Origin of the sequence: Pseudomonas sp. A-RE-22 (assembly GCF_019956035.1) — a bacterium.
In the GTDB taxonomy this organism is placed as follows: Bacteria; Pseudomonadota; Gammaproteobacteria; order Pseudomonadales; family Pseudomonadaceae; genus Aquipseudomonas; species Aquipseudomonas brassicacearum.
Window position 1 is genome coordinate 50,131 of the sequence record NZ_JAHBCZ010000098.1, and the last position, 19,484, is coordinate 69,614.

The following is a 19,484-nucleotide window of genomic DNA, read 5'->3' on the forward strand; positions in this document are numbered from 1 at the left end:
ACTCGCCCCTACAGCGGTACTTTTTTACATGCAAGCCTTGCAGCCGGCAGCGATGGACAGCGAGTTGCTCTGCTGGTTGCCCACGCCTGCCGACACGTTGGCGCCGCCGTTACCGGAGAAGCCGTTCATTGAGTTGGTCATGGTGGCGTTGTTGATCACAGGGTTTTTCCAACCGTCGCGGGTCAGCACCTGCTGGGTGTTGCTGCCGGCCAGTTCGAAGGTCCCCACGGCGGAGAACTTGAACTTGTCGTCATCGTGACCGCCGCCATAGCCGCCGCCTTTGTTGTCCCAGCCGCCGTGATCGTCTTCGGCGGTACCGGTACCTTTGGCCTTGAACGTGCCGGAGGCGCTGTAGGTGCTGGTGAGGGTGTCGGTCTTGTAGGTCCGCACGCCTTTGTTGTCGACCACAAGGCCGGTGGAGGACTGGTCAGCCGCGGCAGAGGCCTGTGCGACACGGCCCCCGGATACGGCGATGGCCAGGTTGTTTTTCTGTTGGTTGAAGTTCCCGGCGGTCACGTTGATGCCGATGTTGCCGGAGCCATTGTTGCCCGCATTGGTGAGCGAGGCGTTGTTTTGCGTCGAGTTGTTCTTGACGTAGTTGTTGTTATTGACCTGCGTGGCGCTGGAGGCGGCGACAGCCGAGCCGAAGATGAAGCTTTCGTCGGCGGTGGCCAGGGCGGCGGCGTTGTCTTGCTGGTTGCCGTCGCCGCCGGCAATGTTGGCGCCCATGTTGCCGTTGCTGCCATTGAGCGAGTCAGTGGCTTCAGCGGTGTTTCTGGTGGCCTGGTTGGTCACCACGTTGCCGTCGCTGTTCTGCTCATCCAGCACCGTAGCCCCAGCGCCGGCATTGATGGAGAGCAATTGATCCAGCGTCGGCCCTTGCTGATGGCCGTTGCCATGACCGTGACCATTGCCATGGCCATTATTGTTGTCGTTTCCTCCAGCCTGTGCCGCCATTGTCATGACCGCGGCGAGAGCGAAAACCAATGGTTTGAGTGCCATTGTAGGTTTCATGGTGTTTCTCCTTGCGTGTCGTTGGTTAAGTGTCGGTACTTTCTTATGTAGCCTCCGGGTCAATCAGCAACCCGGATGCTCAGGGTGTTAGCCATACGGTTTCCCACCCCTGCGCTCTGGTTCACCTGGATTACCCCTCGGCTGCCGGTGAAGGCCTGGTCGCTGGTAACGACCTGGCGACTGCCGGTTGGGGTGCCAGTTGCTCCTGAGTTCGGTAGCAACGCCACGTTCTGTTGAGACAGGGCGCTGTCATCAATGCTCTGCGGATGGGCGCTGATGCCCACCCGCATGACATTGGCCATCTGGTTGTTGGCCCCGGCGGACTGGTTGACGCCCAGTACACCGTTGCCGTTGGTGAAGGAGTTGCCGCCGATACGGGCGGTGGCGTTCATGGAAGGGTCGGCCGGCGTGTCGACGCGTTGCTGTACGCGGGTGCTGGCCTGGGCGTGGCTGCCAATGGCGATGGCCCGGGTGTTGGTTTGCTGGATCTGGTCGCCGGCGGCCTGGTTGACGTTGAAGTTGCCGGTGTAATGGCTGCCGGAATCCTGCAGGTTGGCGTTACTGACCACCGCAACACCTGGATCGGCAAATACGGTGAAAGAACTGAGCAGGGAAAGCATGAACAGGGCGAGCAGAAACAGCACGGGCTTCATCTCACTGGCCTCCCGCCAGCCGACCCAGCGGGGCCAGGCCGGAACTCAGCGAGCGGTTGATGGTGCCGGAGATCGCGCCGCCGCTACCGCCACCGTGACCGGCATTCATGCCCGGCATACCGTTGGGATTGCTCACGACGTTCAGGCCTTGCACGCCGGTATTCGGGTTGACGGTGTTGCGGATCGACGAGCCGCTGGCCACGCTGGCAAATTCGCCATCGCTCAGTTCGGTGCTGGCGGTCGCCTGGTGGATTCGTTCGGAGGGGTTGGCATTGACGGTGGTCGGGTAGGGATCTTTGCCACCGTTGCGACCAATTGCGATGGGCTGCACGTCACGGTTGAGGACAATGACGCCGTTGCCCTCGGCCTGCGCTGGCAGACTGAGCGTTGCGCTGGCGGCGCAGCCGATCAACAGCAGACAGGTCAAACTTCTCTCGAAAGTCCCCACGGCATCGATTCCTTCTTCGGTGGGCTGGCCCTGGTCCAGCGTTGCGAAGTGGGGCAGAGCAGGTGTCGTGCCGAGTTTTGAAATACCTTTAAATTCAATGAGTTGTATTTTTCGACGGTATGCCGGGTGGAAGGGGTGTTTCAGCGCTGAGACACGGCACAGGGTGACTAACCGGTCACTTACTGTTCCAGGCCTCTGAATCCAGGCTTTTGGGCGGGTGTTTCAGAAACTTGACAGTCTTGATGGCAATTTGATGAAGCGGCGTTGGATCCGGGTTTGGAGCGACTGCGCTGTTTCAAGAATGGAACAGATCACCCCGCGATCAGGCTTGAAGCAGCTGGCTAACGACGGCGAACACTTGCTGTTGGCGTTGCGCCCAATCGCCTTCAATGACCTGGAACGGTTGCCGGTGTCCGCTCAGCCAAGCCTCGATCGCTTCAAAAAACGCCAGCCGTTCAGCCAATTCAGGTTGGCAACGCAAGCCGTCGCCGGTCCATTCGACCTGCTCGGGGCTCAGCAGCAGGTGCAGGTCATAATGGCGGGCCAGCAGGGCCGGTTCGAGCCAGTCCGGGCAGTCGCCGAACAGGGTTTGGCTCCAGAGGATGTTGCTCAACAGGTGAGTATCGAGGATCAACAGCGCCGGACGGCGGGCACGCGCTTCATCTTCCCAGGCCAGTTGGCCGGAGGCGATGTCGGTGATGTCGGCCAGGCAGGTATCGCGTTGGGTCTGCTCCATGAAATGGCGCACGTACTCATCCACCCGCACGCCACCAAAGTGTTCCTGCAATTGCGCCGCCAGCCAACTCTTGCCGCTGGATTCCGGGCCGGTCAGCACCACTACCTTCATGCGCGCAGGGCCGGATCGGCGCGCCATTCCCGCCAGCCTTGCACGGCCAGCAGGGTGAACAGGGCGTAGAGCGCCGCTGTCAGGTGCAAGCCCTTGTAGATGAACAGGCCGACGAAGATCACGTCCAGGACGATCCACAGCGGCCAGCATTGCACGCGTTTTTGCGCCATCCACCACTGGGCCACGAGGCTGAAACCGGTGAGCGCGGCATCGAGCCAGGGCTGGGCGGCATCGGTCCAGTGGGCCATGGCGGCGCCCAACAGCAGGCTGCCTGCCGCACCGATAGCCAGGCCGAACAGCACTGACGACCCGCCGAGGCGGCTGACCTGGCGTCCATCATGATTGTGCCCGGCGCGGGTCCATTGCCACCAACCGTAGAGTTGCAGCACCGCGTAGACAACCTGCAGCAGCATGTCCGAGTACAACTTCACCTCGAAAAAAATCCAGCTGTACAGCAACACCATGACCAGGCCGATCGGCCAGCACCAGGGGTTCTGTTTGACGGTCAACCAGACGGCGATCACGCCGAGGGCTGCGGCAAACAGTTCAAGCCCGGACATGGCGGTTCCTTGGGGAAATGGAAGAGGGCGGCGATTGTAAACGCTATGGCGTGGACAGCTCCAATACCAATGTTGAATGTGCCGCTGCTATCGCGAGCAAGGGATTACGATCGTTCCCACGCTCCTGCGTGGGAATGTCGCCAGGGACGCTCTGCGTTCCGCTTCTGGAATGTGACGCAGAGCGTCACGGGATGCATTCCCACGCGGAGCGTGGGAACGATCAAAACACAGAACCCCTGTGGGAGCGAGCTTGCTCGCTCCCACAGGGGGGGCTACCGATCGTTAGACCCGGAACTGCGTGAGCAACCCGTTCAACTGTTCACTCAACGCCTTGAGGCGGGTGCTTGCCTGGCTGGATTGTTCGGCGGCCATGGCGGTGCTGTGAGACAGTCCGGCAGCCTGGGTGACGTTCTGGTTGATGTCTTCCACCACATGGGCCTGTTGCAACGTGGCGCTGGCGATGGAGGCGTTCAGGCTGTTGAGATTGCGCAGGGCCTGGCCGATGGCGTTGAGGCTGGCACCGGCCAGGCCGGCTTGTTCAATGGTCAGTTGCGAAGCTCGGCTGCTGTCGCTGATGACTTTCACGGCAGCTTCGGAATGACTTTGCAGGCGCTCGATCATCGCCTGGATCTCTGCAGTGGACTTTTGCGTACGCTGGGCCAGCAGCCGCACTTCATCGGCGACCACCGCGAAGCCCCGGCCTTGTTCGCCGGCGCGGGCGGCTTCGATCGCTGCGTTGAGAGCCAGCAGGTTGGTCTGCTCGGCAATGGAGCGAATCACCTCCAGCACGCTGCCAATCTGGGTGCTTTCACTCGCCAGGGTGCGGATCACTTCCACCGCCTGGTCGATGGTCTGGGACAGGCGGTCGATCTGCTGCAAGCTGCCATCGATGTTGACCTGGCCTTGCTGGGCCTGGGATTCGGCGTCGCGCATCTCACTGGCCGCGTGCTCGGCGTTCTTGGCCACGTCCTGCACACCATAGGTGACTTCATTGATCGCGGTCGCCACCAGCTCCATTTGTTGCGACTGCTGCTGGCTGCGTTCCTGAGCCTGCGCCGCATCGTTGCCCAATTCGTTGGAAGATTGCCCCAGCGCACTGGCCGAAGCTTGCAGTTGGGTCACCACTTGCCGCAACTTGGCGGTAAAGGCGTTGAAATGCCGCGCCAGTTGCGTGACTTCGTCCTGGCCGTGGGTGTCGAGGGTGCGGGTCAGGTCGCTCTCGCCGCTGGCGATGTTGGCCATGGCGTTGACCGTTTCCTGCAACGGGCCGACGATGCTGCGCACGATCAGGGTCAACAGCAGGCCCATGAGCAGGGTGATGATCAAACCGACCACCGAGGCCTTGATTACCTGGGATTGGAACTCGGCCTGGACGTCATCCACGTACACGCCTGAGCCGATGATCCAGCCCCAGGGTTCGAACAGTTGGACGTAGGAGGTCTTGCCCACCGGGGCCTCGGCGCCCGGTTTCGGCCAGAGGTAGTTGATCATGCCGGCGCCCTTGGACTTGGCGATGGCAACCATCTCGTTGAACAGCGCATAGCCGTTCGGGTCGCGGATGGCCGAGAGGTTCTGGCCTTCAAGCTTCGGGTTGGCCGGGTGCATGATCATGACCGGCGTCAGGTCGTTGATCCAGAAATAGTCACTCTGGTTATAGCGCAGGCCACGCACGACGCTGAGGGCCTGCTTTTGCGCGGCGTCACGGGTCAGGGTGCCGGCCGCTTCCAGGCCTTGGTAGTAAGTCAGCACGCCGCTGGCGGTCTGCACCACGTGCTGGGTTTTCTGCACCTTGGCTTGGTAGAGGTCGTTGTGGATCTGATTAAGCATCAAGGCGCCGAGCGTGAACAACATCACGATGGCCACGACCAGGATGAGCCACAAGCGTCGGCTGATCGACACACTGCGCAAGCTATTCATACGCTGTCACTCCGGTTTTTATTCTTGTCATATCGACGGTCGGCACTGTAGCGCCCCGCCGCTATCGGTAATTGACCTGAGTCACAACGCGGCAGCGTTATCAGGGCTTGTCTGATAGGATTTCGGCCCCGCAGCGCAAAACCTGAGCCGGTTCTCATTTTTCATTGGTTTTTTTTGAAAGGTCGCGGTTATCGTGCACCCGCTGCGGGGGTACCTGCATGACACTTGAATATTGATAAGACCTGCATGAACAGTGTCTTTTTTGGGGGATGAATGGATTTGTGGACTGCCTTTTCGGCATTGATTCTTGGCGTAGTGGAAGGCTTGACGGAGTTTCTGCCGATTTCCAGCACCGGGCACCAGATCATTGTCGCCGACTTGCTTGAGTTCGGTGGCGAGCGCGCGATGGCGTTCAACATTATCATCCAGCTCGGCGCGATCCTGGCGGTGGTCTGGGAGTTCCGCCGCAAGATCTTCGACGTGGTGCTGGGCCTGCCGACACAACCCAGCGCCCGCCGCTTTACCGCCAACCTGCTGATCGCCTTCCTGCCCGCCGTGGTCTTGGGCGTGCTGTTAGCCGACTGGATCCACCACTACCTGTTCAACCCGATCACGGTGGCCACCGCGTTGGTGGTGGGCGGCCTGGTGATGCTCTGGGCCGAGAAGCGCCAGCACCAGGTGCACGCTGAAACTGTGGACGAGATCTCCTGGAAGGACGCGCTGAAGGTCGGCCTGGCCCAATGCATTGCGATGATCCCAGGCACCTCCCGTTCCGGTGCGACCATCATCGGTGGCCTGCTGTTCGGGCTGTCGCGTAAAACCGCTACCGAGTTTTCGTTCTTCCTGGCGATGCCGACCATGGTCGGCGCGGCAGTCTACTCGGGCTACAAATACCGTGAGTTGTTCGTCCCGGCGGATTTCCCGGTGTTCGCCATTGGCTTCGTCACGGCGTTCATTTTCGCCATGATTGCGGTCAAGGGTCTGCTGCGATTCATCGCCAGCCACAGCTACGCCGTGTTCGCCTGGTATCGAATCGCCTTCGGCCTGTTGATCCTGGCAACCTGGCAGTTCGGCTGGGTGGACTGGACCGCTGCCAAGCCATGAACGAATCAGGCAAGCGCAAACGTGCCGGGCGCAATGCTGAAGGCACCGTGCAGCACCTGCGGCTCAAACTGATGGTGTTTGCGCTGCTCTGTGCCTTGCCATTGTTCGGTTCGCTGCTGTTCGGGCTGCGGGCGGTGTCGTGGGTGCCGATGGTGGCTTATGGCGTCGTCAGCGTGGTGGCATTCCTGCTGTACTGGAGCGACAAGCGCAAGGCGCGCGCCGACACCTGGCGCACCCCGGAAAACGTGTTGCATGCGGTGGAGCTGGCCGGCGGTTGGCCCGGAGCCTTGCTGGCCCAGCAGCTGTTTCGCCACAAGACCCGCAAAGTGTCGTTTCAGGTCGTGTTCTGGTTCATCGTGCTGCTGCACCAGGTGTTCTGGATCGACCAGTTGTTCCTGGGCAGCTATCTGTTTTGAATGGCTAGAGCAACAAGCCCACCTGCGTGCGCTTGGGCAATTTGCTGACCACCAATTGGTGTGAGCGTTGCAGCAGGCCACGCAGCTCTTCGGCATCCAGCGGGTAGGGCACCTGCATGATGACCCACTGGGCTCGCGCCAGGTAAGGCGCGGGATGAATGCCCGGCCGGTCGCAATGGCCCAGGAACAGATCCTTGTCGACCTTGAACGCCAGCGAGTCGCCTCGCAGGCCCTGCAGGGCGAACATCTTGTTCCCGGCAATGGAAAATACCCGTACGCCACCCCATTTGTAGTCCTCCCTGGCGCCGGGCAGGCCCAGGCAAAACTGCGCGACATCCTCTTCGCTCAACCTCATATCGTTCTATCTCCACAGCCCTCGAAGGCTTCCACCAAATGATCGATCCATGCACGCACCGCTGGCAGCATGCCGCGCCGATGCGGGTAGACCGCCTGGAGCCAGCCATCGGGCGATGACCATCCAGGCAAGAGTTCCACCAGTGTGCCGTCCCGCAATTCCTGCTCGCAATACATGCTCGGCAATAAAGTGAAGCCCAGGCCGGCGAGGGTGCAGGCGCGGCGCACAATGAAGTCGTCAATACCCAGGCGGGCTTCCAGGCCCAGTTCCACACGCCGCCCATCGGCGCTGACCAGGCGCAGGTGCACCTGGCGATCGGCTTCCAATGCCCCCAGCACCGGCAACTGTTTGAGGTCATCCGGGGGTTCGATCCGCCGTCCTTCGACAAAGGCCGGGCTGGCAACCATCATCAGCCGCGCCTGGCGCAGGCGCCGGGTCATCAGCAAGGGATCCTCGTCCCCCAGGTCGCGCACGCGCAACGCCACATCGATGCCTTCGCCGATCAAGTCCACCCGCCGGTTGAGCAGGGTCATATCCAGTTGCACCAAAGGGTATTTCACCAGGAAGGTTTCGATTATCACCGGCAGGAACTGGTGGGCCAGGCCCACCGGACTGGACACCCGCAATCGGCCGCGGGGCTCGCTGGACATGCTCGCCACCGCTTCGTCGGCCATCTCGGCCTCCAGCAACATGGCCTGGCAATGGCGCAGATAACGTTCGCCGACCGCGGTCAATTTCAATTGGCGGGTGGTGCGCTGGAGCAACCGGGCGCCGAGGCGTTCTTCCAGCTCGGCGATGCGCCGCGACAGTCGTGACTTGGGGATGCCCAGCAACCGCCCGGCCGCTGCGAAACCGCCGGCTTCGACGACTTTGGCGAAGTAGTACAAGTCATTGAGATCTTGCATGTTGAACTCGATTGTCCTGTCAGTGGGACAAACTATCGCATTTGTGCTGACTTATCGATCATTGGCTTCATCGATAGGATTGTCGCCAATTGATCGCCCGGTTGCGGTCCTCACTTGGAGAGCACTGACATGAAACTGCTGCACATCGATTCGAGCATCCTCGGCGACAACTCCGCTTCCCGCCAATTGAGCCGTGAAGTGGTTGAAGCCTGGAAAGCCGCCGAGCCAGGCATCACGGTGACTTATCGCGACTTGGCCGCTGACGCTATCAGCCATTTTTCCGCCCAGACGCTGGTTGCCGCCGGCACCAGCGCCGAATTGCGCGACGCAGCTCTCAAGCACGAAGCCGATCTCAGCGCGTCGGCAATGGCTGAGTTCCTGGCGGCTGATGCGGTGGTCATCGCCGCGCCGATGTACAACTTCAGCATTCCGACCCAGCTCAAGGCCTGGATCGACCGCATTGCCGTGGCCGGCCAGACGTTCCGCTACACTGAAGCCGGTCCTGAAGGCCTGTGTGGTGGCAAGAAACTGGTGATCGTTTCCACCTCGGGTGGTTTGCATGCCGGCCAACCGAGCGGCGTGGGTCACGAGGACTATCTCAAGCTGGTGTTCGGTTTCCTCGGCATCACCGATATCGAAGTTGTCCGTGCCGAAGGCCTGGCCTACGGTGATGACATGCGCACCAAAGCCATGAGCGAAGCCGCGTTGCAAATCGGCCAGCAGTTCGCCGCCGCGTAAAACCTGCGTGAAGGCACCAAAGCTATTGGGGCAGTCTTCGTAAAACCCTGTATTCTCGTCGTCATTGGATGGCCGGGATGCAGGGTTTTACTGCATTCGGCGCCTGGATTTCTGGCGCAGGTTATGCACGGCCAAGACGGCGAGCGACGGGGCCTTCCCGTGCGCTGGTGAAGGTGGAAGATTCGATGACGCGTTTTGGTGCAGCGCTGCTGCTTTGCTTGTTTGCCAGTCTCGGTTCAGTGCAGGCCGCACCGGGGCCGCATCCGCATTGGAGCGCCGGTTTCCATGAGCTGAGCTTTCTCGATCCGCTGGATCAGCAGCCGATGCACGCCATCGCCTTTTATCCGTCCACCGACCGGGAACAGTCCAGCCTGCTGGGTGGCTACCAGATCGATGCCGCGCCAGACGCCCAGATCGCCATCGGCCGTTTTCCGCTGCTGATGCTGTCCCATGGCAATACCGGTACGCCGCTGGCCCTGCATGACCTGGCCACCTCCCTGGCACGCAAGGGGTTTGTCGTGGTGGCAGTGATTCACCCTGGCGACAACGCCCAGGATCACAGCCGGCTTGGCACCCTGAGCAATCTGTACGGGCGGCCGATCCAGATTTCCGAAGCCATCACCGCCACGCTCAATGACCCGATGCTCTCGCCGTTCGTCAACGCCGGGCAGGTCGGGGTGATCGGCTATTCGGCCGGTGGCGAAACCGCGTTGATCCTGTCCGGTGCGACGCCGGACCTCAATCGTCTGCGCCGCTACTGCGTGGAGCGACCGGATGACCGAGACGCCTGCAATACCCAAGGCGAACTGATCGTTGACCGCGATGACCTGCAACCAGTGGCTGATCCCAGGGTCCGGGCATTGTTGTTGATGGCGCCATTGAGCCTGAAGTTTGGCCGTCATACCTTGGCCGATGTCCACGTGCCGGTGCTGCTGTACAGCGGCGATGGCGACAAACTCGTGGCCTTCGACAAGAATGCCGCCGCGCTGGCCCGCAAGCTGCCCACTGCACCGGACTTCAAGACCCTGGCCGGCGCGGGGCATTTTGTTTTCCTGGCACCGTGCACCGACGAACAGATCGCCGCGATGCCGGCGCTGTGCACGGATGCTGACGGTGTCGATCGCAAGGACATCCACCGCACCATGATCTCCGAGGCCAGCCGCTTCTTCGGCGAGGCTTTGGGCAAGCCGACCCGGGCGGGGATGAGGACGGCTGATCAATAAGCTGTTCACTTAAGCGTTCCCGGAGATTCTGATCTTCTGTTCCGAGGGGCATGGTTTTTACGTAAGGATGGTGTGTATATCCATTTCTGCGGTAACGGATATACACACAAGAACAAGTAAATACCGGACCTTCAGTATTACGATCAATAAGGTGCGCTTACGGCTCGGCGACGCAGCAGCAGAGTCAGACCCAGCCCGGTAAGGGACAACAAGGCAGCACAGAAGAAGATCGACGAATAGCCCAGGTTCAACGCCACTGCCCCCATCAACGGACCGGCAATCGCCAGCGCCAGGTCAAAGAACACCGCATAGGCACTCAAGCCGGCCCCCCGGCTGGTGTTCGGCACTTGCTTGATGGCCTCCACCCCCAACGCCGGATATACCAGCGACAGCCCGAAACCGGCCAGCCCGGCACCAACCAGGGCGAACGCGGTGGACGGTGCCAGCCACAGCAATACCAGCCCGAGGGTTTCGATGCTCATGCAGGCAATGGCCGAGTTGAAACCCCCGAAACGGGCGATGCTGGAAATGAACAACAACCGCGCCAGGATGAAGCAGACACCGAAGACTGTCAGGCACCAGGCCGCGCCGGTCCAGCCGCGACTGATATAGAACAGCGTGATGAATGTGGTGAGCGTGCCATAGCCGATCGACGCCAGGCTCAGGCCTGCCCCGAACGGCGCAATGCGCCCAAACACCGCCCAGAAAGGCAAGCGCTCGCCACGAATGACCGGCACCGACGGCTTGTTGCGAATGATCAACAGCGCCGCCCCGGCCAGCAGCGACAAGGCGACGCCCAGGCTGGCGAACCCCAGCTCACCGACCATCACCACGCCCAGCGGGGCGCCGATGGCGATGGCTCCGTACGAAGCGATGCCGTTCCAGGAAATCGAGCGGGCGGTGTGCTCCACACCCACCTGGCCCATGCACCAACTGATGGTGCCCACGCCAATCAGCCCTTGGGCCACGCCGAGCAGCAAGCGCCCAACAATCAGAATCAACAGGCTGGGCAGGGGAAAGCTTTGCAGCAAGGTCGAGAGCAGAGTCAGCACGCCGCTGAGCACAATCCCCGACAGCCCATAGACGATTGCCCGCTTGGTGCCGACGCTGTCCGACAGCCGCCCGGCCATGGGGCGGCTGAGCAGGGTCGCCAAGTACTGTGAACCGATGGTCAACCCGGCCACCACCGCGCTGAAGCCCAGTTGTTCGTGGACATAACCCGGCAGCACGGCAATGGGCAGGCCGATGCAGAGGAAGGCGATGAAGGTGTAGAAAACGATGGAGACGATCTGCAGGGTGATCGACAGGGAGCTGGAGGCAGGTGCGGGCGTGGGCATAGGGCTCGTTCGCGGGCAGCGGTAAGAGAGCCTCATCATGGCGCGAGGAGAGGATAAAAGAAAGCAGGCTAACTAAATGTGCTGGCGACGGCGGATGTTCAGTTTCAACTGAGGTTGTATGCACCGACCCCTTCGCGAGCAAGCTCGCTCCCACAGTTTTTTACCCTTGCAATACAAAAAGCCCTGTCACAGTGGACAGGGCTTTGCTTTTGCAGCGAACAGCCAAGGGCTGTCCTTAGAACACCACGCCCTGGCTACGCAGGTAGTCGTCATAGGTGCCGCTGAAGTCGACCACGCCATCGGCGCTCAGCTCGATGATGCGGGTGGCCAGGGAGGAGACGAACTCACGGTCATGGCTGACGAAGATCAGCGTGCCCGGGTAGTTTTCCAGCGCCAGGTTCAGCGCTTCGATCGATTCCATGTCCAAGTGGTTGGTCGGTTCGTCCATGACCAGCACGTTGGGCTTTTGCAGGATCAGCTTGCCAAACAGCATGCGGCCTTGCTCACCACCGGAAATGACCTTGACCGACTTGAGGATCTCGTCGTTGGAGAAGAGCATGCGGCCCAAGGTGCCACGAACCAGTTGTTCGCCGCCCTGGGTCCACTGGCCCATCCAGTCGAACAGGTTGACGTCGTCCTCGAAGTCGTGGGCATGGTCCTGGGCGTAGTAGCCCAGCTCTGCGGCGTCGGTCCATTTCACGGTACCGGCATCGGGTTCCAGTTCATTGACCAGGGTGCGTAGCAAGGTGGTCTTGCCGATACCGTTCGGGCCAATGATCGCCACGCGTTCACCGGCTTCGACGGTGAAACTGAAGTCCTTGAACAGCGGCTTGCCATCAAAACCCTTGGCCATGCGTTCGACAATGACCGCCTGGCGGTGCAGTTTCTTGGTCTGTTCGAAGCGAATGAACGGGCTGACACGGCTCGAAGGCTTGACCTCGGCCAGCTGGATCTTGTCGATCTGCTTGGCGCGAGAGGTGGCCTGCTTGGCTTTCGAGGCGTTGGCCGAGAAGCGGCTGACGAACGACTGCAGCTCGGAAATCTGTGCTTTCTTCTTGGCGTTGTCCGACAGCAGTTGCTCGCGGGACTGGGTCGCCACGGTCATGTACTCGTCGTAGTTGCCCGGGAACAGGCGCAGCTCGCCGTAGTCCAGGTCCGCCATGTGGGTGCAGACACTGTTCAGGAAGTGACGGTCGTGGGAGATGATGATCATCAGGCTCGAACGCTGGGTCAGCACGTTTTCCAGCCAGCGGATGGTGTTGATATCCAGGTGGTTGGTCGGTTCGTCGAGCAGCAGCACTTCCGGGTCGGAGAACAGCGCCTGGGCCAGCAATACACGCAGCTTCCAGCCTGGCGACACTTCGCTCATCGGGCCGAAATGCTGCTCGATGCCAATCCCCAGGCCCAACAGCAGTTCACCGGCACGGGATTCGGCTGTGTAGCCGTCCATCTCGGCAAATTCGGTTTCCAGCTCGGCCACGGCCATGCCGTCTTCTTCGGTCATTTCCGGCAGCGAATAGATGCGATCGCGCTCGGCCTTGACCTTCCACAGCTCTTCGTGACCCATGATCACGGTATCGATCACGGTGAATTCTTCGTAGGCGAACTGGTCCTGGCGCAGTTTACCCAGGCGCACGTTCGGTTCGAGCATGACTTGGCCGCCGGACGGCTCGAGGTCACCACCGAGGATTTTCATGAAGGTCGACTTGCCGCAACCGTTGGCGCCAATCAGACCGTAGCGGTTACCCGCGCCGAATTTGACAGAGACGTTTTCGAACAGTGGCTTGGCGCCGAACTGCATCGTGATGTTAGCTGTAGAGATCAAAGGTTTATCCTGCGGAACATTCAGAGTAGCTAAGGGTGCGGCAGTACCTGTTCAGTACCTGTTTGCGCACGTCCCGACCGCGCAAAGGCGTCGCGGTCGCAAGCGCAAGGGTCCATCCGGCATAAGAGGACAGCAGCAATACGGAGCGCCTGGCCCGGTAGACGTGCGCCGAAGCCGCGTTTGCGGTATCGACCAAAGGGGGCGCGTAATAGTTGGCGGCGATTGTACTGGTCTGGCCGCATAAACGATAGGGTATTGCCCGGGCAAGACAGTTTTTCACAATTGAAGGATAACTTTCGGTTACAAACTGTGGCTAGAATGCCATCTCACCCTATGCCATCTCCCTTGCCGCTTGGCTGGCTCGGGGGAAACAACCTGTTCACTCCAGCATTGTGACGGTTTTTCGTGAAGCTCATCATAGTCGCGCTCTACATCTTCTCCATTGGCTACGTTCATCTGCGCGGTCGCGTGCGGCATAAGTTCGGACGCCAGCTGAGCGATCATTCGTCGTTTCTCGCGCCGATCAATTGCCTGCTTTACCTGTGCTCGAAACTGCCCAACAGGCCGTTCCTGAGCCCGGCGCAGTTCCCGGACCTGAGCCCGTTGCAGGCCCACTGGCAAGAGATCCGGGCCGAAGGCCTGGGCCTGCTGCACGCGGGGGAGATCAAACGTTCCGAGCAATACGACGATGTGGGTTTCAACTCGTTCTTCAAGACCGGTTGGAAGCGTTTCTACCTGAAGTGGTACGGCGACAGCCATCCTTCGGCCATGAAGCTGTGCCCCCGCACCACCGAACTGGTGCAGAGCATCGGCTCGATCAAGGCAGCGATGTTCGCCGAGTTGCCGCCGGGCTCGAAACTGGTCCGGCACCGCGACCCCTACGCCGGGTCCTATCGGTATCACCTGGGCCTGGAAACGCCCAACGATGCTGGTTGCTACATCAATGTCGATGGTGAGCCTTATCATTGGCGCGATGGCGAGGCGGTGATCTTCGACGAAACGTTCATTCATTACGCCGAGAACACCACCGCCCAGAACCGCATCATTTTGTTCTGCGACGTGGAGCGGCCCATGAAGTTTCGCTGGGCAGCCGCGTTCAACCGCTGGTTCAGCCGCACCGTGATGGCGGCGGCCGGTGCGCCCAACGACGCGGGCGACAGGACGGGTGCCTTGAACCGGGCGTTCTCCAGGCTCTACAAGATACGGTTGCAGGGCAAGGCCCTGAAAAAACGCAACCGCACGCTTTATTACCTGCAGAAGTGGGCGTTCTTTGGTGGCTTGCTGGTGATCTTTATCTGGATGTAGGCGCTGGCGAAGCCTGCGATCTTTTGATCTTGATCGTTCGCTCTGGACTCAATGGGTTGTGGAAAGATCGCAGCCTCGTTGCACTCGACAGCTCCTACATTCAGTCGGTGGGTTTTTGCGCATCCAGTTGCTCCCACATCCTGGCCGTGATCCGCTGGCGGTGGTTGTAGCCTTCCCAAGGATCGGCGCCCAAGCCCTTGGCTCGTTCCAGGGCGGTATAGATGTCCCATTGCTGGGCGTTGCGCAGGGTCTGCAGTTCGGCCCGGGCAATCGGCACCGACACCGGCAGGCCGGGCCTGGCGCGCACCGAGTAGGCGGCCACCGTGCTCGCGCCGCGGGCGTTGCGCAGGTAGTCGACGAATATTTTCCTGACGCGGTTCTTCGGTCCCATGGTGGCCGTGATGCGCTCTGGCATTTGCCGGGTCAGGAACTGTGAGATGGCCTTGGCGAACGCCTTGGTGGTGTCCCAGCCTTCACTTCTCGCCAAGGGCACGATCACGTGCATGCCTTTGCCACCGCTGGTCTTGAGAAAAGCCTGTAAACCCAACTCGTCGAGCACCGTCAAGGTCATGTGGGTCGCCTCGATCATGGCGCTCCAGGGCAGCGAAGGATCCGGGTCCAGGTCCAGGACAAACAGGTCGGGGGTCTCGATCCGGTCGTGGGTCGCGGTCCAGGTGTGCAGTTCCACCGTGCCCATCTGCGCCGCGCTGACCAGGGCGTGGATGTCATCGATTTCCATCAGCGCCGCATGGCCTGGGTCCAGTCGCGGATCCAGCTGTTTGATATGGGGAATCTCCAGGCGATCGGCGTGTTTTTGAAAGAACTGCTCTTCGCCGATACCGTCCGGTGCCCGCAGCAGCGCGACCGGCCGCTGCTTGAGGTGCGGCAGGATCCACGGGGCGATGTCCAGGTAATACTGCGCCAGCTCGGCCTTTTGCACACCGCTGACACTGTCGATGACCCGATCGGCGTGGGTGATTGTCACGCCGTCGACTTTGGCCGCGCGGGCTTTGCTGCGACGCTTGGGTTCTGGTGTCGCGGGCTTTATCGGCAGGGGCTGTTCGCGAACTACCTTGTTGGCCGGCATAGTGCTCGACAAGTCCAGGAAAATAGCCTGGCGCACCTGGTTGTCGCGGCTCCATTCTGTGAACTCGACCTCGCAGGTCAGGCCGGGCTCGACCCATTGCACGCCGCGCCCCCGCACACCGTCGAGTGGCAACGCCAGTGGCGAAGTCTCGCGCTGCTGCGCGCACAGTTGCGCGTGTAATTGTTTGATTTGCGCCTGGCTGAACCCTGTCCCGACCCGACCGGCGTACACCAGCCCCGAGGGCCCGTTGACAGCCAGCAACAGCGCGCCGAAACCGCTGCGCTTGCCTTGGGGGTGGGTGAACCCGACGATGACGAAAGCCTGGCGCAACCGGCACTTGAGTTTTACCCAATCGGCGCTTCGCTGGGACATATAGGGGCTGCCCAGGCGCTTGCCGACCACGCTGTCCAGTGAGAGCGCGATAGCGCTTTCGAACATGTCGTGCTGGCTGGCGGAAAACCACTCGGAAAAGCGCAGGCGCTTGCTGGCGTTGTTGCCGAGGGCTTTTTTCAGGGCTGCACGACGCTCTTCCACCGGCGCCTGGCGCAGGTCGGCACCATTGAGGAACGGCGCATCGAACAGGAAATACACCATGTCGACGGTGCGGCTGATGTCGAAGGCCTGGCGCAGGGCCGCGAAATCGGAGTGGCCGGTCTCATCGAGCAGAACCAGTTCGCCGTCGAGCCAACTGTCCCCCAGGTTCAACCCGGCCAGGGCGTCGGCATGCAGCTTCAGCCGCTCGGTCCAGTCCTGGTGATTGCGATTGAACAAGCGGACTTCGCCATGTTCGATGCGGGTCAGCAGTCGATAACCGTGGAATTGGACTTCATAGCGCCATTCGCCGGTGGGCGGCTCTTCCACGGGCGTGGCCAATTGCGGCGCCAGGCGCTCGGGCAGGCGGTTTTGAGGCGCCTTGCGGGCCGTCGTCGTAGCGTCAGGTTTGGCGTTGGACAAACGGGCAGATTCACTCTCGGCGTTGGCCATGACGATTCCCTTGTATTGCGCACGCCAGGGTTTACCCCCGGGAGGCCTTGGTGGCTTTTTTGGCAGGAGCGGATTTGCCGGCTTTCGCAGGTTTTGCAAGGGGCTTCCCGGCGGATTTGTCGGTGGCCTTGCCCTTGCTGCCCAGGCTGCGCTTGAGCAACTCGGTGAGGTCGATGACATCGGCGGTCTTGCGTTCTTCGCCCGGGTCGGTTTCCACCGCTTCGAGGCGGCCTTCGTTGGCCTTTTTCTCCACCAGTTCCATGATTTTGTCTTCGAAACTGTCCCGGTATTCTTGCGGCTCCCAGTCGGCGCTCATGTCTTCCACGAGACGCTTGGCCATTTCCAGCTCGCCCTTGGCCAGGGTCGGGTTCGTCACCTCGTCGCCCAGCTCCAGGACATCAAGGTCGCGTACCTCCGCAGGCCAGCGCAGCATCACCAGTACCAGCGCCGATTCAAGGGGCATGAGCGCCGCCAGGTGCTGGCGGGTGTGCAGCACGACATGGGCCAGGGCGACCTTGTTGGTCTTGATCAGGGTTTCGCGCAGCAGGGCATAGACTTTGCCACCGCGTTTGTCGGGGGCGAGAAAGTAGGGCGTGTCGATGTTTTGCAACGGGATCTTCTCGCTGTCGACAAAGGCAAAGATATCGATGGTCTGGGTGGACTTGGGGTGGGCGGAACGAATTTCTTCCTCGCTGAGCAGCACGTACTGGCCTTTCTGGTACTGGACGCCCTTGACGATGTCGTCCTTGGTCACTTCCTTGCCCGTGGCCTTGTTGACCCGTTTGTAGCCCACCGGGTCCATGCTGCGTTTGTCCAGCCAGTCAAAATCCACACCCTGGGACGAGGTGGCCGACACCAGCGCGACAGGAATGTGGACCAGCCCGAAACTGATTGCGCCTTTCCAGATTGCCCGTGCCATGGTGGTGTTGTCCTTGCCGGTGGATGTCTTTCTGGTGACCTTCGCGCCTTGGGAAAAGTTTCCGCTGTGGGAGCGAGCTTGCTCGCGATGGCGACGGTACAGGTGCCATTGACGCAAGCTGACCCTCCGCTATCGCGAGCAAGCTCGCTCCCACATTGGTTTGGAGACTCTTCGTTACATCTTCACCCGGACATTTCGCTTAACAAGGGCGAACCTGCGGCGTAGCGTGTTTTCGATATGCCTGAACTCAAGAGGTGTCCGAATGAACAGGCTGATAATTGCCATCATGACGCTATTGCTGACCGCCGCCGCCCAAGCCGCCACGCCGGGCGGAGGCCCCGTGGTTCTGGCCCAGAATCTGCCGGGCAACAACAATCCCTATAACAGCCCGACGCGGCGGGCCAATCCCAACAGCATGCAGGGCACGCGGTCCAATGTGCCGACGATTCATGACAACCCTACGGTACCGGTACCGCGCCCACCGACCCTGGAAAACGGCGGCATCGGCAATGGGTATCCCCGGTCCGGCCAGCCCTCGGGTTCGCCGCGTCCCACCATCGAGTCTCCTACGCCACCCAGGAGCAGCCAAAATGGCAACCGCTAGGTACTGGAGACCGTCGCTCTCTTTTCACACCACAGAAGGAATTGTGCATGTTGCGTAAAACACTCCTGGCCGCATGTTGCGCCAGCGCTGCCCTGACCCTTGCCACGCCGGCGGCTGGCGCGCCGACCCAATCATTCAAGAGCGAGGAGGGCACCGTGGAAGTGACCACCGTGGTCAAGGGGCTGGAGCACCCTTGGTCCGTCGCATTCTTGCCTGGCCAGCAGGGCATGCTGGTGACGGAGCGACCGGGCAACCTGCGCGTGGTCAGCCCCGATGGCCAATTGTCCGCACCCTTGAGTGGCGTGCCAGAAGTGTGGGCCAAGGGCCAGGGCGGTCTGCTGGACGTGGTGCTGTCGCCCGACTTCAAGCAGGACCGCACCGTCTACCTGTCTTATGCCGAGGCGGGCGCAGACGGCAAGGCCGGCACCGCCGTGGGGCGCGGGCAACTGTCCGAAGACCTCAAGAGCCTGAAGAATTTCGACGTGATCTTCCGTCAGCAGCCCAAGTTGTCCACGGGCAACCACTTTGGCTCGCGCCTGGTCTTCGACCGCGACGGTTATCTGTTCATTACCTTGGGGGAAAACAACGAGCGGCCCACGGCCCAGGACCTGGACAAGCTGCAAGGCAAGGTCGTGCGCATCTACCCCGACGGCAAGGTGCCCGACGACAACCCCTTTGTCGGCCAGAAAAATGTCCGTCCCGAGATATGGTCCTACGGCATGCGCAACCCCCAGGGTGCGGCCCTCAACCCTTGGAATGGCACGTTGTGGGAGAACGAACACGGGCCCAAGGGCGGTGATGAGATGAACATCATCGAGCGCGGCAAGAACTACGGCTGGCCATCGGCGACCCATGGCATCAACTACTCCGGTGCCCCGATTCCCGAAGCCCAGGGCAAGACCGTCGAGGGCACCGTTGGCCCACACCATGTCTGGCAGGTATCACCGGGGCTCAGCGGCATGGCGTTCTACGACCATGATCGTTTCAAGGCCTGGCAGCGCAACGTGTTCATTGGGGCGCTGGTGCCCGGGGAACTGATCCGCCTGCAATTGCAGGGCGACAAGGTCGTCCACGAAGAGCGTTTGCTGGGTGAGCTCAAGGCGCGAGTGCGGGATGTTCGCCAGGGGCCGGACGGTTACCTGTATGTGCTGACGGATGAGGACGACGGGGCGTTGTATAAGGTCGGACTCAAGTAATTGTAGAAAATGTGGGAGCGAGCTTGCTCGCGATGGCTTTGGGTCAA

19 protein-coding genes are annotated in these 19,484 nt (G+C 61.1%); 7 read left to right on the top strand and 12 right to left on the bottom strand.

Annotation, left to right across the window (positions count from 1 at the left end):
• Window positions 1-24: 24 nt before the first annotated feature.
• The 6 genes from KGA89_RS29805 to KGA89_RS29830 all read right to left on the bottom strand — a co-directional run bounded on the left by KGA89_RS29805 (window position 25) and on the right by KGA89_RS29830 (window position 5,439).
• Window positions 25-1,014, bottom strand: a complete 990-nt coding sequence (locus KGA89_RS29805; RefSeq protein WP_028237515.1) for a hypothetical protein — start codon at window positions 1,012-1,014, stop codon at window positions 25-27.
• Between the two features lie 59 nt (window positions 1,015-1,073).
• A complete protein-coding gene (locus KGA89_RS29810) occupies window positions 1,074-1,667 on the bottom strand; it encodes a hypothetical protein (RefSeq protein ID WP_028237514.1) in 594 nt (197 codons plus the stop codon).
• Window position 1,668: 1 nt separating this feature from the next.
• Complete coding sequence (locus KGA89_RS29815; protein ID WP_028237513.1) at window positions 1,669-2,115, bottom strand: hypothetical protein; 447 nt, start codon at window positions 2,113-2,115, stop codon at window positions 1,669-1,671.
• A gap of 322 nt (window positions 2,116-2,437) precedes the next feature.
• Window positions 2,438-2,962, bottom strand: a complete 525-nt coding sequence (locus KGA89_RS29820) for an AAA family ATPase (protein ID WP_100263826.1) — start codon at window positions 2,960-2,962, stop codon at window positions 2,438-2,440.
• On the bottom strand, window positions 2,959-3,522 hold the full coding sequence (gene pnuC, locus KGA89_RS29825; protein ID WP_100263804.1) for a nicotinamide riboside transporter PnuC: 564 nt from the start codon (window positions 3,520-3,522) through the stop codon (window positions 2,959-2,961). Before pnuC ends, KGA89_RS29820 begins: the two co-directional genes overlap by 4 nt.
• Before the next feature lie 282 nt (window positions 3,523-3,804).
• The gene (locus KGA89_RS29830) at window positions 3,805-5,439 is read right to left on the bottom strand and encodes a methyl-accepting chemotaxis protein (RefSeq protein ID WP_223473223.1); all 1,635 of its coding nucleotides are present in this window, start codon (window positions 5,437-5,439) and stop codon (window positions 3,805-3,807) included.
• A gap of 273 nt (window positions 5,440-5,712) precedes the next feature.
• Between KGA89_RS29830 and KGA89_RS29835 the strand changes: the two genes are divergently transcribed.
• Window positions 5,713-6,543 (top strand): undecaprenyl-diphosphate phosphatase, encoded by an 831-nt coding sequence (locus tag KGA89_RS29835; RefSeq protein ID WP_039012160.1) that lies wholly within the window; start codon window positions 5,713-5,715, stop codon window positions 6,541-6,543.
• Entirely contained in the window at window positions 6,540-6,959 is a 420-nt protein-coding gene (locus KGA89_RS29840; RefSeq protein WP_223473224.1) for a DUF1294 domain-containing protein, read from the top strand. The genes KGA89_RS29835 and KGA89_RS29840 overlap by 4 nt, the downstream gene beginning before the upstream one ends.
• A gap of 4 nt (window positions 6,960-6,963) precedes the next feature.
• Here KGA89_RS29840 and KGA89_RS29845 read toward each other — a convergent pair whose 3' ends face one another.
• Together KGA89_RS29845 and KGA89_RS29850 are read right to left on the bottom strand one after the other, a co-directional pair.
• Window positions 6,964-7,314, bottom strand: coding sequence for an MmcQ/YjbR family DNA-binding protein (locus tag KGA89_RS29845; protein ID WP_223473225.1), 351 nt, complete (start codon window positions 7,312-7,314; stop codon window positions 6,964-6,966).
• The gene (locus KGA89_RS29850; RefSeq protein WP_223473226.1) at window positions 7,311-8,219 is read right to left on the bottom strand and encodes a LysR substrate-binding domain-containing protein; all 909 of its coding nucleotides are present in this window, start codon (window positions 8,217-8,219) and stop codon (window positions 7,311-7,313) included. The genes KGA89_RS29845 and KGA89_RS29850 overlap by 4 nt, the downstream gene beginning before the upstream one ends.
• A gap of 129 nt (window positions 8,220-8,348) precedes the next feature.
• Between KGA89_RS29850 and KGA89_RS29855 the strand changes: the two genes are divergently transcribed.
• Together KGA89_RS29855 and KGA89_RS29860 are read left to right on the top strand one after the other, a co-directional pair.
• Window positions 8,349-8,957 (top strand): FMN-dependent NADH-azoreductase, encoded by a 609-nt coding sequence (locus KGA89_RS29855; RefSeq protein WP_214510242.1) that lies wholly within the window; start codon window positions 8,349-8,351, stop codon window positions 8,955-8,957.
• Window positions 8,958-9,142: 185 nt separating this feature from the next.
• Entirely contained in the window at window positions 9,143-10,180 is a 1,038-nt protein-coding gene (locus tag KGA89_RS29860; RefSeq protein ID WP_003202350.1) for an alpha/beta hydrolase family protein, read from the top strand.
• A gap of 143 nt (window positions 10,181-10,323) precedes the next feature.
• Here the strand turns inward: KGA89_RS29860 and KGA89_RS29865 are convergent, their stop codons facing one another.
• Both KGA89_RS29865 and KGA89_RS29870 read right to left on the bottom strand, forming a co-directional pair.
• Window positions 10,324-11,517 (bottom strand): MFS transporter, encoded by a 1,194-nt coding sequence (locus KGA89_RS29865; RefSeq protein WP_223473227.1) that lies wholly within the window; start codon window positions 11,515-11,517, stop codon window positions 10,324-10,326.
• A 235-nt stretch (window positions 11,518-11,752) separates the two neighbouring features.
• A complete protein-coding gene (locus KGA89_RS29870) occupies window positions 11,753-13,342 on the bottom strand; it encodes an ABC-F family ATPase (RefSeq protein WP_003181279.1) in 1,590 nt (529 codons plus the stop codon).
• 405 nt (window positions 13,343-13,747) lie between these two features.
• Between KGA89_RS29870 and lpxO the strand changes: the two genes are divergently transcribed.
• Window positions 13,748-14,647 (top strand): lipid A hydroxylase LpxO, encoded by a 900-nt coding sequence (gene lpxO / locus KGA89_RS29875; protein ID WP_027911600.1) that lies wholly within the window; start codon window positions 13,748-13,750, stop codon window positions 14,645-14,647.
• 100 nt (window positions 14,648-14,747) lie between these two features.
• Here lpxO and ligD read toward each other — a convergent pair whose 3' ends face one another.
• Window positions 14,748-16,718, bottom strand: coding sequence for a DNA ligase D (ligD, locus tag KGA89_RS29880; protein ID WP_223473228.1), 1,971 nt, complete (start codon window positions 16,716-16,718; stop codon window positions 14,748-14,750).
• 31 nt (window positions 16,719-16,749) lie between these two features.
• Entirely contained in the window at window positions 16,750-17,637 is an 888-nt protein-coding gene (locus KGA89_RS29885) for a Ku protein (RefSeq protein WP_223473303.1), read from the bottom strand.
• A 262-nt stretch (window positions 17,638-17,899) separates the two neighbouring features.
• Between KGA89_RS29885 and KGA89_RS29890 the strand changes: the two genes are divergently transcribed.
• Complete coding sequence (locus KGA89_RS29890; protein WP_013693481.1) at window positions 17,900-18,241, top strand: hypothetical protein; 342 nt, start codon at window positions 17,900-17,902, stop codon at window positions 18,239-18,241.
• Between the two features lie 47 nt (window positions 18,242-18,288).
• Window positions 18,289-19,437, top strand: coding sequence for a PQQ-dependent sugar dehydrogenase (locus KGA89_RS29895; RefSeq protein ID WP_223473229.1), 1,149 nt, complete (start codon window positions 18,289-18,291; stop codon window positions 19,435-19,437).
• Window positions 19,438-19,484: the final 47 nt, after the last annotated feature.

Bases quoted from the DNA above. Each gene is read 5' to 3' on its own strand.
- KGA89_RS29805 (WP_028237515.1), bottom strand. From the start codon at position 1,014: ATGAAACCTACAATGGCACTCAAACCATTGGTTTTCGCTCTCGCCGCG.
- KGA89_RS29810 (WP_028237514.1), bottom strand. From the start codon at position 1,667: ATGAAGCCCGTGCTGTTTCTGCTCGCCCTGTTCATGCTTTCCCTGCTC.
- KGA89_RS29820 (WP_100263826.1), bottom strand. From the start codon at position 2,962: ATGAAGGTAGTGGTGCTGACCGGCCCGGAATCCAGCGGCAAGAGTTGG.
- pnuC (WP_100263804.1), bottom strand. From the start codon at position 3,522: ATGTCCGGGCTTGAACTGTTTGCCGCAGCCCTCGGCGTGATCGCCGTC.
- KGA89_RS29830 (WP_223473223.1), bottom strand. From the start codon at position 5,439: ATGAATAGCTTGCGCAGTGTGTCGATCAGCCGACGCTTGTGGCTCATC.
- KGA89_RS29835 (WP_039012160.1), top strand. From the start codon at position 5,713: ATGGATTTGTGGACTGCCTTTTCGGCATTGATTCTTGGCGTAGTGGAA.
- KGA89_RS29840 (WP_223473224.1), top strand. From the start codon at position 6,540: ATGAACGAATCAGGCAAGCGCAAACGTGCCGGGCGCAATGCTGAAGGC.
- KGA89_RS29845 (WP_223473225.1), bottom strand. From the start codon at position 7,314: ATGAGGTTGAGCGAAGAGGATGTCGCGCAGTTTTGCCTGGGCCTGCCC.
- KGA89_RS29850 (WP_223473226.1), bottom strand. From the start codon at position 8,219: ATGCAAGATCTCAATGACTTGTACTACTTCGCCAAAGTCGTCGAAGCC.
- KGA89_RS29855 (WP_214510242.1), top strand. From the start codon at position 8,349: ATGAAACTGCTGCACATCGATTCGAGCATCCTCGGCGACAACTCCGCT.
- KGA89_RS29860 (WP_003202350.1), top strand. From the start codon at position 9,143: ATGACGCGTTTTGGTGCAGCGCTGCTGCTTTGCTTGTTTGCCAGTCTC.
- KGA89_RS29865 (WP_223473227.1), bottom strand. From the start codon at position 11,517: ATGCCCACGCCCGCACCTGCCTCCAGCTCCCTGTCGATCACCCTGCAG.
- ligD (WP_223473228.1), bottom strand. From the start codon at position 16,718: ATGGCCAACGCCGAGAGTGAATCTGCCCGTTTGTCCAACGCCAAACCT.
- KGA89_RS29885 (WP_223473303.1), bottom strand. From the start codon at position 17,637: ATGGCACGGGCAATCTGGAAAGGCGCAATCAGTTTCGGGCTGGTCCAC.
- KGA89_RS29890 (WP_013693481.1), top strand. From the start codon at position 17,900: ATGAACAGGCTGATAATTGCCATCATGACGCTATTGCTGACCGCCGCC.
- KGA89_RS29895 (WP_223473229.1), top strand. From the start codon at position 18,289: ATGTTGCGTAAAACACTCCTGGCCGCATGTTGCGCCAGCGCTGCCCTG.